Genomic DNA, 14,895 nt, shown 5'->3' on the forward strand with positions numbered 1-14,895 from the left:
TGGGGTGTTAGCGGCTGTTACACCGCGCGGAATGAGATTTCCGTTGGGATAGCTTCCCCTTGCCAGTACATCTCTGCCGCCACATTTGATGCCAGTTGGCGATAGATATCAGCAAATTCACTGTCAGGATGGCTAACAACCGTTGGTTCACCGCGATCAAGGTCTTCGCGTAAAGAAATATGCAATGGAATTTGGCCCAACAGTTTGCAATGGTACTTCTGCGCCAGTTTCTCCGCCCCGCCGGTGCCGAAAATAGGCTCCAGATGGCCGCAATTACTGCAAATATGCATGCTCATATTTTCAATAATACCCAACACCGGCACATGCACTTTCTCAAACATCACAATGCCTTTCATGGCATCGATTAAAGCGATGTCTTGTGGTGTTGTTACCACCAGCGCACCCGTCACCGGAATGTTTTGCGACAACGTCAACTGGATATCACCGGTACCCGGCGGCATATCAATCACCAGATAATCCAAATCTGGCCATAAGGTGTCTTGCAGCATCTGCATCAATGCTTTACTGGCCATCGGGCCGCGCCACACCATAGCGTTCTCATCAGTGACCAGATAACCAATCGAGTTAGTCGCCAGACCGTGAGCCATGATCGGTGCCATATGCTTACCGTCAGGGGACGTTGGCCGCTGATTCATGGTACCAAGCATATTGGGGATGGAAGGGCCATAAATATCGGCGTCCAGAATACCGACTTTGGCCCCCTCTTCCGCCAATGCCAGTGCCAGATTAACGGCGGTACTGGATTTCCCCACACCACCTTTACCCGAGCTGACGGCCACAATATTACGCACACCTTTGATACCCGGCTGATCATTGGCACGCTTGAGTGTGGTGATATTATGCGACAACTTCCAATCAATAGCTGTAGCGCCAGTCACTGCCAGCAATTCCGCGCTGACCGACTCTTTCAATGCATCAAAACCATATTGCCAGGCAAACGGCATCACCAGCTCGATATGCAGCACATTGTCCAATAAGGCACAATGGTGGATAGCACGCAGAGTATGGAGATCCTTTTGCAAGGTTGGGTGAGTAAAGGCCGTAAGGACCTTCGAAATTTGTGATTGCAGCAGGTCAGGGGTGGTCTGCTCGGGGGATTTTGGGCTCATCCCGGCTCCTTGAATTTATCGTTATTAACCAAAGATAGTGTACCAGAACTCAGTTGCCCCTGTGTCACCAAAGTAAACCGATTATGACTTAAGGCAAAGTGCGGGTTGCCTTACCCTAGCGGCAAGCTTGCATATCGGTTAACATCAAAGACCCTTTAATCGACATAAAGAAAGCAATTTCCCACTATGGCTCAAGTCGCGAAAAAAATATTGGTGACGTCCGCGCTACCATACGCTAACGGTTCTATACATCTCGGCCACATGCTCGAGCACATCCAGGCAGATATCTGGGTCCGTTTCCAGCGAATGCGCGGCAACCAGGTTCATTTTATCTGTGCAGATGATGCCCACGGCACCCCGATCATGCTGAAAGCTCAGCAACTGGGTATCGAACCGGAGCAGATGATTGCCGAAATGAGCCAGGAACACCAACAGGATTTCGCCGGTTTCGCTATCAGTTATGATAACTATCACTCCACTCACAGTGATGAAAACCGTGAACTGTCGAGCCTGATATACAGCCGCTTGAAGGCGAACGGCTATATCAAGAATCGTACCATTTCTCAGCTCTATGACCCTGAGAAAGGCATGTTCCTGCCTGATCGTTTTGTCAAAGGCACCTGTCCGAAGTGTAAAGCGCCAGATCAATATGGCGATAACTGTGAAGTATGCGGCGCAACCTACAGCCCGACTGAACTTATCGATCCAAAGTCGGCGGTTTCCGGTGCGACGCCGGTGATGCGCGAATCTGAGCATTTCTTCTTCGACCTGCCAGCCTTCAGCGACATGTTGCAAGCCTGGACGCGTTCTGGTGCACTGCAAGAACAAGTCGCGAACAAAATGCAGGAATGGTTCGAGTCTGGCCTACAACAGTGGGATATCACCCGTGATGCGCCCTACTTCGGTTTTGAAGTGCCGGATGCGCCAGGTAAATATTTCTACGTCTGGCTGGATGCCCCAATCGGCTATATGGGGTCGTTTAAGAACCTGTGCGACAAGCGCGGTGATCTGGACTTTGATGAGTTCTGGCGTGAAGGTTCTGAAACCGATCTTTATCACTTTATTGGTAAAGACATTGTTTACTTCCATAGCCTGTTTTGGCCTGCCATGTTGGAAGGTAGCAATTTCCGCAAACCGACCAATATCTTTGTTCATGGTTATGTCACAGTAAACGGCGCGAAAATGTCGAAGTCACGCGGCACATTCATTAAAGCCAGCACCTATCTGCAACACTTTGATGCCGATTGCTTGCGTTATTACTACGCCGCGAAACTCTCTTCACGAATTGATGACATCGATTTAAATCTGGAAGACTTTGTCCAGCGTGTTAATACCGATATTGTCAACAAAGTGGTGAATTTGGCTTCGCGTAATGCAGGTTTTATCAATAAACGCTTTGGCGGTAAATTAGCCGATAAATTGGCCGATCCGGCGCTGTATAAAACCTTCACCGATGCTGCTGTCAGCATTGCAGATGCCTATAACAGCCGCGAATCAGGTAAAGCCATCCGTGAAATCATGGCACTGGCTGATATTGCCAATCGTTATGTTGATGAACAAGCCCCGTGGGTGATAGCGAAAGAAGAAGGTCGCGATGCCGACTTACAAGCTGTTTGCTCCTTAGGTATCAATCTGTTCCGCGTGCTGATGACTTACCTGAAGCCGGTGTTGCCATCACTGACTGAACGTACTGAGGCTTTCCTCAATACCGAACTGACGTGGGATAGCATTCAACAACCGCTGTTAGGCCATCAGGTCAATACCTTTAAAGCTCTGTTCAACCGTATCGATTTAGATAAAGTTAACGAAATGGTTACTTCGTCTAAAGCGGATATGGCACCCACCGTGATAGCCACCGGGCCGTTAGCTGACTCTCCGATTCAGGAAACCATCAGTTTTGATGATTTTGCCAAAGTGGATATGCGTATTGCGCTGATTCAGCAGGCAGAATTTGTTGAAGGCTCTGATAAGTTATTGAAATTAACTCTGGATATCGGCGGCCAAACTCGCCAAGTCTTCTCTGGCATCCGTTCTGCGTACCCTGATCCGAAAGTATTGGAAGGCCGATTGACCATGATGGTGGCTAACCTGGCACCACGTAAAATGCGCTTCGGCCTTTCAGAAGGCATGGTGATGGCGGCAGGCCCTGGCGGTAAAGATATCTTCCTGCTCAGCCCAGACAGTGGTGCCCAACCTGGCATGCAAGTGAAGTGATTTGATGTATGACGCCGTTCCCTGACGAAAGTGGTTGTCAGGGAATAATTAAATTGTCAGGCAATAGCCAAAATGCCGGTCAGGGGAAACCCAGCCGGCATTTTTTATCACTCGATGTTGGTGACGGTTGACAACCGATCCCGTTGCCATGCCTCCAACCAAAATAACATATTAATAAATAAGCTTAATGAGAAAATAAGAAACAGAATACTGTCCAGCAAGGAAACCTTAATTAGCGCGTTAACAATAATATTCTTATGATGTTTCATCTCGACAAAACCTGATGCAAAAAGCCCAAATATGCCAAGAGCGCCTAATAAATTTAGCATCACAACTGGCCAATGCCATTTGGCCAGTAAAAAGAAAATCCACGATAGTAGCATCAGTGAAATAATGGCATCATCCAGTTCAAATAACAGAAAGAAACTTATATACAAGGTACTAAAGCAAACGATAGTGAGACCAAACGGATACTCTTCTGCCTTAGCAGCAGCAAATTGTTTTTTCCGTTCGCAAGCAGGTAGTTTCACATCATAAATATTGATAAATATCAGATATAGCAAAAATAAATCTGATAAAAATGAGGTAACTGGAGTATATAAAACCATTTCAATAATGGGGAAAATATGAAAAACCAACCAATAAGGCGTCAGATTTTGGTAGATTAACCGATTGAGACAAGGCAGCAATAAGACGACTGAGTAGACGGCGGGAAAAGCCTGAATCGACAAAGACAAGACTTCATCTGCTAAATCAGGAAATAGTATTAGTATTAAAAAAATGAGTACCATTAATGCTAATAAATAGCGAATAAATAGAAATAAAAACTCACTGCGTGACAGATAAAAATAGATGTTTTTATAGGTAAAACAGCTAAAATTCAGTTGTGCGCCATCAGCACGTCCCTGCCTGAATTTATATAGACTGCTAACTTTTTCCATAGTGACTTTAATCCTTTAAATATCATTAACTTTAAAATTGCAAAACCCATCCTATATTATGGATATTGAGCCTCTATTATTGATTACTACGCATTTTCATTAGGGTATCAGTCCTGAGCAAACAACGAAATAAAAAATTAATCCTAATAAAAATAAGGGAATACTCACGGTAAAAATAAGCCTTTGTAATAGAAAGGTTATTAACCCTATTGCCTCACACCATAATAATCCTTTAGTCCTATTTTGCTGCTTATTTAAGCCATCCAAACTAAAAGATATAACCCGATCCAAAAATTCATAACAAAGTTAATTCCTAATCAAAATAGTTATGGTTATGATGCTGTACAGCGACAAATAGACGTCTAGACACAAAGATAGCCATAACAACGAAGATAATACTCATTTTGCCTAACTTATCGACACCATGACGGAGTTTCGGATGAAAAAAATTGCTTTCCCTTTGCTGGCCTTGAGCCTGCTGACAGCACTGCCGGTATTCGCAGCGGACACCGCCACGGTAGCCCCGATCCCGGATGCTATCGCCAAACATCCAGGGCAGATTAAAATTGCGGTGATCCGTAACCTGGGATCAGATGATAACACTACTCAGTTTTTGTCTGGTGTATTGAAAGAAGGCAAAAAGCTCGGTTTCAAAGTCGATACCTTCTTGAGCAACGGTGACGACGCCCGTTTTCAAGACTTTGTGAATCAGGCCATCAGCCAAAAATATGACGGAATCATTCTCTCTCAGGGGCGTGACCCGTATTCAACCGAACTGGTCAAACGAATTGCAGCCAGCGGCATTGCGGTATCTGTGTTCGATACCGCTATTCAGGGTGATATTCCCGGCCTGACCGTCACTCAACAGGATGATGCCTCCCTGACCAATGAATCCTTTGGTCAATTGGTTAAAGACTTCAACGGTAAAGCCAATATCATCAAGCTTTGGGTTGCCGGTTTCCCACCGATGGAGCGCCGCCAGGCCGCTTATCAGGCACTGTTAAAACAGAATCCGGGTATTCATGAACTGGAATCTATCGGGGCTGTGTCTTCTGATGTGCAGGGTGATACTGCCAATAAAGTCGGTGCCGTTTTGGCAAAATATCCGAAAGGCAAAATCGACGCAATCTGGGGAACATGGGATGCCTTTACTCAAGGCGCTTATAAAGCCTTACAGGAGAATGGCCGTACTGAGATCAAACTCTATAGCATTGATATATCGAATCAGGATTTACAACTGATGCGTGAAGCCAATAGCCCATGGAAAGTCAGTGTTGCCGTCGATCCTAAACTGATTGGGGCCATTAACTTGCGTTTAGTTGCCAAGAAGATTGCGGGGGAAGAGACACCAGCCAGCTATGAATTCCGGGCTGCGTCCATTCCACAAGCCTTGTTAGCCAGTCAACCCGGCCCAGTTAACGTGGCAGGGTTAAGTAAAATTATTCCGGGCTGGGGTCAATCCGATGATTTCAACTCACCATGGTTCGCCACCCTTGCCGCCAAAAACGGCCAGTAAATCTAACCGATTGGGAGTGAAATAAATGGCAACGCAAGCTTCCTTGCCACAACCAGAATACAGCCGCAATATGCGGCTGATTGGCCATAGCAATCAAGGCGGTAAACCGGACGGCGTACAGGTAATGGTGCACCGGGGCTATGCCTATGTCGGCCATATGGTATCGCAAGGGGTATCAATTATTGATGTGCGGGATGCAAAAAATCCGCGCCCGGCAGGCTTTATCGCCGCCCCCCCCCAATACCTGGAACGTACACTTACAAGTCCATGATGACCTGCTGCTGGTGATTAACGCCCGCGACCTGTTTGCTGACGCCAGTTTTGCGCAAGAGAAAGTCTATTACACCCGCTCGGTGGCACAAACCGTCAGTACCCGGCAGGAAGGCCGCAGTTGGTGTGCCGGTTTACGTATTTTTGATATTTCGATACCGGATAAACCGCGTGAGATTAGCTTCCTGCCGCTTGATGGTATTGGTATTCATCGTATCTGGTATGTGGGCGGCCGCTGGGCTTATGTTTCTGCATTGCTGGATGGTTACAGTGATTATATTTTCCTGACCATTGATCTGGCTGACCCGCAAAAACCACAGGTGGCGGGGCGTTATGCTTTACCTGGTATGCACACTGCGGCGGGTGAGCAACCAAGCTGGCCAGAAGGCAAACGGTACGCATTGCATCATGCCATTATCAGCGGTGATACAGCCTATGGCAGTTGGCGCGATGGTGGCCTGACCCTGCTGGATGTCGCTGATCGGCATGAGCCGAAACTAATAAGTCATCGCAATTGGAGCCCTCCCTTTGGCGGCGGTACCCATACTGCACTCCCATTACCAGACCGCGACCTATTAGTGGTACTGGATGAGGCGGTACTGGATAATCAGGAAGATGGTGAAAAGCATATTTGGCTGTTCGATATTCGCGAGCCAAGCAATCCGGTGAGTATCTCAACTTTTCCGGTACCGGATGAGCGGGATTACGTCAAAAAAGGGGCACATTTTGGCCCGCATAACCTGCATGAGAACCGCCCAGGCAGCTTTATCAGTTCGTCACTGATTTTTGCCACCTATCAAAATGCCGGAGTGCGCGCTTACGACATCAGTAACCCATACCAACCGAAGGAAACGGGTGCATTGGTACCTGCGGCCCCGGAAAAAATGGTCGATAAACGGCCTGGTCGGCCAAAAGTTATTCAGTCATGTGATGTGTTTGTTGATGCACAAGGGATTATCTATAGCACCGATTATAACGCTGGGCTGTCCATCATCGAATATTTAGGTTAATAATCCCCTTCGTCCTTGCCGTTACTGTTGCGTTAGCGGTATGCCCATGACGTTGGCGATATCAATTAATGGCAGATCGATTCAGGTCGATCTGCTGTTTGCAAAAAATTTTCCTCCCCCCCCTCTCTTTATCGCCGCAATAGTCTAATGTAGTTGGCTGAGCCACTGTCGTAGCGCTGTGCGAGCCGTTCTTTTCATTAGACATAATCCGCATAGATACACCTTATTATCCAAATAATTAAAAAAGAAAACACCATGAAAGGATTTCCATCACGAGTCACCAATTTGCTGATTGCTTCGCTAGTCCTGACTATTGGGCGAGCCATCACCCTGCCTTTTATAACTATCTATTTGGCTGAGCATTTTCAGTTGGCTCCCGATAAAGTCGGGCTGGTGTTAGGGGCAAGTTTAACGTTAGGTATTTTTACTAGCTTATATGGCGGCTATCTGGTGGACAAATTCAATAAAAAGCGCTTGATTTTGCTCGCAATAAGTCTGTTTTCTGCCACGTTTTTCACTTTACCATGGATTGAGCATCCGGCCTGGATCATTCTGATTTTGGCGCTGCTGCATTCGGCCTACTCGGTTTACAGTATCGCACTCAAAGCCTGCTTTGCTGATTGGCTGCCAGTGAATGAACGAATTAAAGCCTTTTCAGCTAACTACACGTTGGTCAATGTCGGCTGGGCGGTAGGTCCGGCGATGGGGGTTTTGGTGGTTGGTTTTGGCTCACAATTGCCTTTTATCATTTCTGGCGTATTGGCGTTGCTGGTGGCGGTTGCGTTGAAATTTAAAATAAGCAGTACCGATATGTCGGTAACAGAACGCTCAGCTAGCGAATCAGTACCGGATCTGCGCCAAACATTTACCATCTTACGTTGTGATAAGCGGCTGATTTACTTTACCCTCGGCAGCATGCTCAGTGCCATTGTCTTTGGCCAATTCTCGGGTTATTTATCCCAATACCTGATTACGGTGTCAGATGCGAAATTTGCCTATCAGGTGATCGGGGCGGTGATGACCGTTAATGCAACCATTGTGATTACCCTACAATACTTATTAAGTCGCCGTATGAATCAACAGAATTTAATGCGCTGGCTGATGTTTGGTACCCTGTTCTTCATCGTTGGCCTGCTCGGATTTATGGCGGCTCAAGATTCAATTCCGCTATGGATGCTGGCAATGGCGATTTTCTCATTGGGCGAAATTATTGTTATCCCAGTCGAATACTTGTTTATCGATTTTATTGCTCCGGCGAATCTCAAAGGCAGTTACTATGGAGTACAGAATCTCGGCCAGTTAGGTGGGGCCATTAACCCGATACTTTGTGGCTTCTTACTCGCCTGGGCCGCACCGCAGATGATGTTCTATATGCTGATTATCGCGGCTATTTTAGGGCTGGCATTTTTCTATCGCGGCTATCGGTTGGCTAAGACGCAGGCAGAAAACCCCCATCAGGTATCAGAACATACCCAATAGGTGCCAAGATGCAGTAAAGAGCCTGCGAATAAGTGGTGTGTAGTAGCAATCACCACGCTCACAGCTTGATACATGATGAGTCTATTATTCATAGTGTGACAGCTAGCACATAATCAAACTTAATTGTATGATGAATGCATTCCGTAACTCAGGACCTTTTCTATGCGCAATGTGACTTCACTTTGCTGGCAGTACCTGCGGGCTTTCGCCATTATTTATCTGTGCTTATGGGCAGGTAAAGCTTTGGCCTTGTTGCTACCTATCACCATCCCCGGCAGTATCATTGGGATGCTGATTCTGTTTGCTCTGCTGGCGTCCCAGATCTTGCCCTCAACTTGGGTAAAACCCGGTTGCCATCTACTGATCCGCTATATGGCGCTGTTGTTTGTGCCAATCGGTGTCGGTGTGATGCAGTACTACGACCAACTCACTAAACAGTTCGGCCCCATCGTGGTTTCCTGCTTTGTCAGCACCCTAATTGTGATGTTGGTGGTGGCTTACAGTTCTCATTATGTTCACCGCGAACGCAAAGTCATTGGTTCTCCTACCCATACAGAGGACGACAAATGATCAGCAATTTATGGTGGTCACTGCCACTGACCTTAATCGTGTTCTTTGGTGCGCGCCGTTTAGCACGCTGGCTGAAAATGCCGCTGCTTAACCCATTATTGATATCCATGGTTGTTATCATTCCATTGCTGCTGGTCACACATATGCCCTATGCCAACTATTTTGCTGGCAGCAAAGTATTAAATGACTTACTGCAACCTGCGGTGGTGGCGCTGGCTTTCCCGTTGTATGAACAGTTGCACCAAATTCGCGCCCGCTGGAAATCCATTATCAGTATCTGTTTTATTGGCAGTATTACCGCCATGGTCAGCGGTACGGCTGTCGCCCTGTGGATGGGGGCAACTCCTGAGATTGCGGCTTCAGTATTACCTAAGTCTGTCACCACCCCCATTGCCATGGCCGTCGCTGAGTCTATCCATGGCTTACCCGCCATCAGCGCAGTATGTGTAATTTTTGTCGGTATTTTGGGCGCAGTGTTTGGGCATAGCTTACTGAATTTATTAAAGATAACGACTAAAGCCTCACGGGGGTTAGCCATGGGTACCGCCTCACATGCATTGGGCACCGCCCGTTGTGCTGAAATGGACTTTCAGGAAGGTGCATTTAGCTCGCTGGCACTGGTAATCTGCGGGATTATCACTTCATTGTTAGCTCCTTTCCTGTTCCCGGTGTTGCTCCATTTGTTCGGCTAACAATGTGGCTCCCTGACGCGCATTAGGGTCTACAGTTACAAGGTAAAATGCCGCCCGTTTTCAGGTTTAAATTTGAGATACATCTCTCATTTGGGGTTTTACTTGCATCAATTTCATTGGTAACGAGATCTAAATCACATCAAGAAGCCCCTAAGCTGCCTAAAATAGTTTCCCGTTACTATTGGAGAGACCCCTATGCAAGCACGTTTTCAAGCCCCTTGGGCTAAGCTGCCCGCTTCACTGCAATCTGCACTTGAACCTATTCTGAGCGCAAACGATTTCCCTGCCATGCTGACAGCGAAACAAGTGGAAACGGTAAAAAGCATCAGTGGGTTAGATGACAATGCGTTAGCATTCGCGTTGTTGCCGCTGGCCGCCGCGTGTGCGCTCGCTCCAATCTCTCATTTTATGGTTGGTGCTATCGCGCAGGGGAGCAGTGGCAATCTCTATTTTGGTGCCAATATGGAGTTTAGCGGCGTTCCGCTACAGCAAACCATTCATGCCGAGCAGTGTGCGGTGACTCATGCCTGGTTACGCGGCGAAGCCAGCCTGGTCGCAATTACCGTTAATTACACCCCTTGTGGTCATTGCCGCCAGTTTATGAATGAACTGAATAGCGGAACCGACCTACATATCCATTTACCGGGCCGCCCTGCCGCAACCCTCGGACATTATTTACCAGATTCTTTCGGCCCAAAAGACTTGGATATCACCACTCTACTGATGGATCCGGTGTTTCATGGCTACACCGTGGCTGAAACCGATGCGCTAACTCAGGCAGCCCTTGAAGGCGCGAACCGGAGTCATGCCCCGTATAGCAACGCTCATAGCGGTATTGCATTGGAAGCGGCAGATGGCACTATCTATGTGGGCCGTTATGCAGAAAATGCCGCCTTCAACCCCAGCCTGCCCCCACTGCAAGCTGCATTGATTCTGACCAACATTACCGGTGGGGATTGCGCTGCAATTCGCCGTGCAGTATTGATTGAGGGCAGTAACCCGGCACTGACTCAGTGGGATGCCACACTGGCAACACTGGCGGCCTTGGGTTGCGATGATGTAAAACACATGACGTTTTTGCCGAAATAATGCCCCACCAATCGGGGGTTACATTGCTAACCCCCGGTTATCATGCTAATCCCGCCTATTCCCTTAAATAGCGGTGAAACGCATTCCCGCGTGTGCGATCTGTTCAATCATCTGGTATTCCATGCCATCAACCGGCCTGAGCGATGCCCATTATAGCACCGCAAGATCCCGCAACGAATGGCACCCGGTTGCGCTAAACTGCTCAGCTAAATCTGCAAGATGCCTCGCATTTTTACCGATTACAGACATATTTAACTAACAAAAGCTGTACATATTTCTCTTATCTTTTAGGATCGGGGTAACAATTACTGTCTATACCCATAGTCATTTAAGAGTAAAACTCATGGAACTTGAATACGAAAGTAAGCGCACCCTCTATATCCCCTACGCTGGCCCGATTCTGTTGGAATTCCCTCTTCTCAACAAAGGCAGCGCTTTTACTAATGATGAGCGCAACCACTTTAACTTACACGGTTTGTTGCCTGAAGCGGTTGAAACTATTGAAGAACAGGCTGAGCGCGCTTACCGCCAGTATCAAGATTTCAAAAACGACGACGATAAGCACATCTATCTGCGTAACATTCAAGATACCAATGAGACTCTGTTTTATCGCCTGCTGGACGCCCATCTCAGCGAGATGATGCCGATTATCTACACGCCAACAGTTGGCGAGGCTTGTGAACACTTCTCTGATATCTATCGCCGTGCGCGCGGGTTATTTATCTCTTACCCGAACCGCGAACACATTGACGATATGTTACAAAATGCCACCAAACAGAACGTGAAAGTTATCGTGGTAACTGACGGTGAGCGCATTCTCGGCCTTGGTGATCAGGGCATTGGCGGCATGGGCATCCCCATTGGTAAATTATCGCTGTATACCGCATGTGGCGGTATCAGCCCAGCCTATACATTGCCGGTAGTGTTAGATGTGGGGACCAACAACCCGCAACGCTTGAATGACCCACTGTATATGGGATGGCGTCACCCGCGTATTTCCGGTGATGAATATTATGCTTTTGTTGACGAATTCATTCAGGCGGTCAAACGTCGCTGGCCAAATGTGTTGTTGCAGTTTGAAGATTTTGCGCAGAACAATGCTACCCCGCTGCTGAACCGCTACCGTGACGAACTGTGTTGTTTCAATGATGATATTCAGGGTACCGCAGCGGTCACTCTGGGCAGTCTGATTGCCGCCAGCCGTGCCGCAGGCAGCCAGTTACGCGACCAAACCGTTACTTTCCTCGGTGCCGGATCAGCAGGTTGCGGTATTGCTGAACAGATCATTGCGCAGATGATTTCAGAAGGTCTGAGTGAAGATCAGGCCCGGGCGCGAGTCTTTATGGTTGACCGTTTTGGTCTGTTGACTGACAAGCTACCTAACTTATTAGATTTCCAAAGTAAACTGGTGCAAAAAAGTGATTCGCTACAAAGCTGGAATCTGGCCAGCGACTCCATTTCACTGCTGGATGTGGTGCGCAACGCCAAGCCGACAGTGCTGATTGGTGTATCAGGTCAGCCAGGGTTGTTTACTGAAGAGCTGATCCGTGAGATGCACCAACACTGCCCACGGCCTATTGTGATGCCATTGTCTAACCCAACATCGCGGGTTGAAGCACGGCCAGAAGACATTATTAACTGGACCGATGGTGCCGCACTGGTCGCCACAGGTAGCCCATTCTCACCGGTTAGTTATAAAGAAAAGCTGTATCCAATTGCACAATGCAATAACTCTTATATCTTCCCAGGGATTGGCTTGGGTGTGCTGGCATCGGGTGCACGGCGGGTGACCGACGGTATGTTGATGGCTGCCAGCCGTGCATTGGCTGAGTGTTCACCACTAGCGTTGAATGGTGAAGGAGCATTACTACCGCGTATCGACGATATTCAGGCGGTGTCAAAAAGCATTGCAATGCAGGTGGGTAAAGCGGCGCAGTTGCAAGGTGTCGCCATTGTGACATCAGAAGAAGCACTGAAAAAAGCCATTGAGCATAACTATTGGCAACCGCAGTACCGCACTTATAAGCGCACATCGTTCTAAATAGTAACCGGCTCATGTTTTGCGTGCGCCGGTTATCCACCAGCAAACACATACTCGATATTCGTCCCGATGAGCTGACTCAGGTCAGTGATTCGGGTTAGAGCGCGTAGCCAACAACGCTGTAGCTTCAAGGACGAAGGGGATATGTATTGCGCAACATGGGCAGGTACAGTAGCCTTACAATATGACCAGTGGATTGAATGCATCAAAGGCCTAAGAATGTGGAAACGCCTGATTATTAGCTTAATTATCATCGCAGGGTTGCTGATGGTGACAGCTATTGTGCTCGATCGCTGGATTAGCTGGAAAACGGCCCCCTTTATCTACGATGAGCTACAAGACTTGCCCCACCGGCAGGTTGGTGTGGTTTTGGGTACTGCCAAGTATTACCGTACTGGCGGTATTAATCAGTTTTATCAATACCGGATTCAAGGGGCGATAAACGCCTATAACAGCGGTAAAGTCAGTTATTTATTGCTTAGTGGTGATAATGCACTGCAAAGTTATAACGAGCCGATGACCATGCGCCGCGACCTGATCGCCGCCGGTGTCGCCCCCGCTGATATCGTGCTGGATTACGCAGGTTTCCGTACATTGGACTCCATCGTACGCACCCGTAAGGTATTTGATACTAACGATTTTATTATCATTACCCAACGTTTCCATTGCGAACGAGCACTGTTTATCGCCCTCCATATGGGCATTCAGGCGCAGTGTTTTGCTGTGCCGTCACCGAAGGATATGCTCAATGTGCGAGTGCGTGAGATTTTTGCCCGTCTCGGCGCATTGTCGGATCTCTATATTCTGAAGCGTGAACCACGCTTCCTTGGGCCATTAATTCCCATTCCGGCGGTACATGTGATCCCCGATGACGCACAAGGTTATCCGGCCGTTTCACCAGAACAATTGGTTGAGCTGGAACACCGGCTGGCAGAAGAAAAACCGAAAAATCCAGCACCAGCACCAGCACCAGCACCATGATGTTGAATTAACTTTTGATATTGGATTGGATTTTGACGTTAAGCGCAATCAGGAATATTACCGACAAAGATTGCAGGCCGAATGAGCCACATGGGCGCATTAGCCTGCAAACTGCCGGAGAGCACCGCAAACAGCAGTAATATTTCGCGTGAGCCGTGAAGCTCTGGCAACCGAAAGTAATCCGCTCCTGCTTTTAATAATATACCAGCCCGGTTACCCCCTTTGCCCCAAAAACGCCCCGACATCACTCTCAACCTCCCCCATCTGCTGTAACAACTGCAATGTTTCCAACGCTTCCTCTTCATCCAGCCGGCTCATGGCAAACCCAACATGCACCAACACCCAATGGCCGATTAATGCCAGACAGGCCTGTGAGTCGCCCGCCACCAGCATGATATTCACCGAACGCCGCACACCGCACACATCCACCCAGGCTGTACCGGGCTGAGTTTCATCCAATGCGACAATTTGACCGGGGATACCTATACACATAGCCTGACCTCTGCGCCATTCAATCGCACAATTTCAGTTAAAAAAAGTAAATTCATTCCACCTCCAACCGCTTAAGTATGACGCCATCATCAGATGCACCGATGCGCAAATGGCTCCCGGCACACAACGGGCAACGAGTCACTTTGCTGCTCAGCAAATTAATCTGCTGCTGGCAATCAAAGCACCACACCTGTGATGGCTGCTGGCTAAGATGCAGCACACAACCTTCCGCCAGCGTGCCTCGGCATACCAACTCAAAACAGAATTCTAATGCCTGCGGTTCGACGCAGGAAAATGCGCCCGTTTCCAGCCACACCCCGGTAATTCGCTGCGCGCCATGTAAACGGGCCTGCTGTTCCATCATGGCAATAGCATTCTGGCACAAGGTTATTTCATGCATGACCGTGCTGCTCCTGTGGCGTATCCATGACAATAGCAATGCAAAGAAGATGCCAGCCACGCGCTGGTTT

General features: G+C 48.1%; 12 protein-coding genes and 1 pseudogene. 9 read left to right on the forward strand and 4 right to left on the reverse strand.

Translation table 11 applies throughout. The features are described from left to right. Positions 1–17: 17 nt before the first annotated feature. Entirely contained in the window at positions 18–1,130 is a 1,113-nt protein-coding gene (gene apbC, locus EL015_RS13675) for an iron-sulfur cluster carrier protein ApbC (protein WP_005187694.1), read from the reverse strand. A 186-nt stretch (positions 1,131–1,316) separates the two neighbouring features. Here apbC and metG point away from each other — a divergent pair, with 186 nt between their 5' ends. After that, complete coding sequence (metG, locus tag EL015_RS13680) at positions 1,317–3,344, forward strand: methionine--tRNA ligase (protein ID WP_032906848.1); 2,028 nt, start codon at positions 1,317–1,319, stop codon at positions 3,342–3,344. A 107-nt stretch (positions 3,345–3,451) separates the two neighbouring features. On the opposite strand, the gene EL015_RS13685 is transcribed toward metG, so the two are convergent. Beyond that, on the reverse strand, positions 3,452–4,285 hold the full coding sequence (locus EL015_RS13685) for a hypothetical protein (protein WP_005187686.1): 834 nt from the start codon (positions 4,283–4,285) through the stop codon (positions 3,452–3,454). 439 nt (positions 4,286–4,724) lie between these two features. Between EL015_RS13685 and EL015_RS13690 the strand changes: the two genes are divergently transcribed. From EL015_RS13690 to sanA, 8 genes and pseudogenes are all read left to right on the forward strand, one after another. After that, positions 4,725–5,801, forward strand: coding sequence for a sugar ABC transporter substrate-binding protein (locus tag EL015_RS13690; RefSeq protein WP_032906847.1), 1,077 nt, complete (start codon positions 4,725–4,727; stop codon positions 5,799–5,801). A gap of 25 nt (positions 5,802–5,826) precedes the next feature. Next, positions 5,827–7,081 (forward strand): annotated as a pseudogene (locus EL015_RS13695) (LVIVD repeat-containing protein). A gap of 255 nt (positions 7,082–7,336) precedes the next feature. Next, positions 7,337–8,560, forward strand: a complete 1,224-nt coding sequence (locus tag EL015_RS13700) for an MFS transporter (RefSeq protein WP_005187675.1) — start codon at positions 7,337–7,339, stop codon at positions 8,558–8,560. A gap of 162 nt (positions 8,561–8,722) precedes the next feature. Next, a complete protein-coding gene (locus EL015_RS13705; RefSeq protein ID WP_005187673.1) occupies positions 8,723–9,130 on the forward strand; it encodes a CidA/LrgA family protein in 408 nt (135 codons plus the stop codon). Then, positions 9,127–9,822 (forward strand): CidB/LrgB family autolysis modulator, encoded by a 696-nt coding sequence (locus EL015_RS13710; RefSeq protein ID WP_032906846.1) that lies wholly within the window; start codon positions 9,127–9,129, stop codon positions 9,820–9,822. The genes EL015_RS13705 and EL015_RS13710 overlap by 4 nt, the downstream gene beginning before the upstream one ends. A 195-nt stretch (positions 9,823–10,017) precedes the next feature. Next, complete coding sequence (cdd, locus tag EL015_RS13715) at positions 10,018–10,911, forward strand: cytidine deaminase (RefSeq protein WP_005187666.1); 894 nt, start codon at positions 10,018–10,020, stop codon at positions 10,909–10,911. A 343-nt stretch (positions 10,912–11,254) separates the two neighbouring features. Then, a complete protein-coding gene (locus EL015_RS13720; protein ID WP_005187662.1) occupies positions 11,255–12,952 on the forward strand; it encodes an NAD-dependent malic enzyme in 1,698 nt (565 codons plus the stop codon). 219 nt (positions 12,953–13,171) lie between these two features. Further along, positions 13,172–13,933: an outer membrane permeability protein SanA gene (sanA, locus tag EL015_RS13725; RefSeq protein WP_005187660.1), complete on the forward strand. Its 762-nt coding sequence runs from the start codon at positions 13,172–13,174 to the stop codon at positions 13,931–13,933. A 213-nt stretch (positions 13,934–14,146) separates the two neighbouring features. Here sanA and EL015_RS13730 read toward each other — a convergent pair whose 3' ends face one another. After that, positions 14,147–14,425, reverse strand: coding sequence for a HypC/HybG/HupF family hydrogenase formation chaperone (locus EL015_RS13730; protein WP_005187654.1), 279 nt, complete (start codon positions 14,423–14,425; stop codon positions 14,147–14,149). Positions 14,426–14,477: 52 nt separating this feature from the next. Next, positions 14,478–14,825 (reverse strand): hydrogenase maturation nickel metallochaperone HypA, encoded by a 348-nt coding sequence (hypA, locus tag EL015_RS13735; RefSeq protein WP_005187645.1) that lies wholly within the window; start codon positions 14,823–14,825, stop codon positions 14,478–14,480. Between the last annotated feature and the right edge of the window lie 70 nt (positions 14,826–14,895).

This window comes from Yersinia intermedia (assembly GCF_900635455.1).
GTDB lineage: Bacteria > Pseudomonadota > Gammaproteobacteria > Enterobacterales > Enterobacteriaceae > Yersinia > Yersinia intermedia.

Coding starts and splice junctions, on each gene's coding strand:
- cdd (WP_005187666.1), top strand. CDS start 10,018: ATGCAAGCACGTTTTCAAGCCCCTTGGGCTAAGCTGCCCGCTTCACTG.
- EL015_RS13700 (WP_005187675.1), top strand. CDS start 7,337: ATGAAAGGATTTCCATCACGAGTCACCAATTTGCTGATTGCTTCGCTA.
- EL015_RS13705 (WP_005187673.1), top strand. CDS start 8,723: ATGCGCAATGTGACTTCACTTTGCTGGCAGTACCTGCGGGCTTTCGCC.
- EL015_RS13685 (WP_005187686.1), bottom strand. CDS start 4,285: ATGGAAAAAGTTAGCAGTCTATATAAATTCAGGCAGGGACGTGCTGAT.
- EL015_RS13690 (WP_032906847.1), top strand. CDS start 4,725: ATGAAAAAAATTGCTTTCCCTTTGCTGGCCTTGAGCCTGCTGACAGCA.
- EL015_RS13710 (WP_032906846.1), top strand. CDS start 9,127: ATGATCAGCAATTTATGGTGGTCACTGCCACTGACCTTAATCGTGTTC.
- metG (WP_032906848.1), top strand. CDS start 1,317: ATGGCTCAAGTCGCGAAAAAAATATTGGTGACGTCCGCGCTACCATAC.
- hypA (WP_005187645.1), bottom strand. CDS start 14,825: ATGCATGAAATAACCTTGTGCCAGAATGCTATTGCCATGATGGAACAG.
- sanA (WP_005187660.1), top strand. CDS start 13,172: ATGTGGAAACGCCTGATTATTAGCTTAATTATCATCGCAGGGTTGCTG.
- EL015_RS13720 (WP_005187662.1), top strand. CDS start 11,255: ATGGAACTTGAATACGAAAGTAAGCGCACCCTCTATATCCCCTACGCT.
- EL015_RS13730 (WP_005187654.1), bottom strand. CDS start 14,425: ATGTGTATAGGTATCCCCGGTCAAATTGTCGCATTGGATGAAACTCAG.
- apbC (WP_005187694.1), bottom strand. CDS start 1,130: ATGAGCCCAAAATCCCCCGAGCAGACCACCCCTGACCTGCTGCAATCA.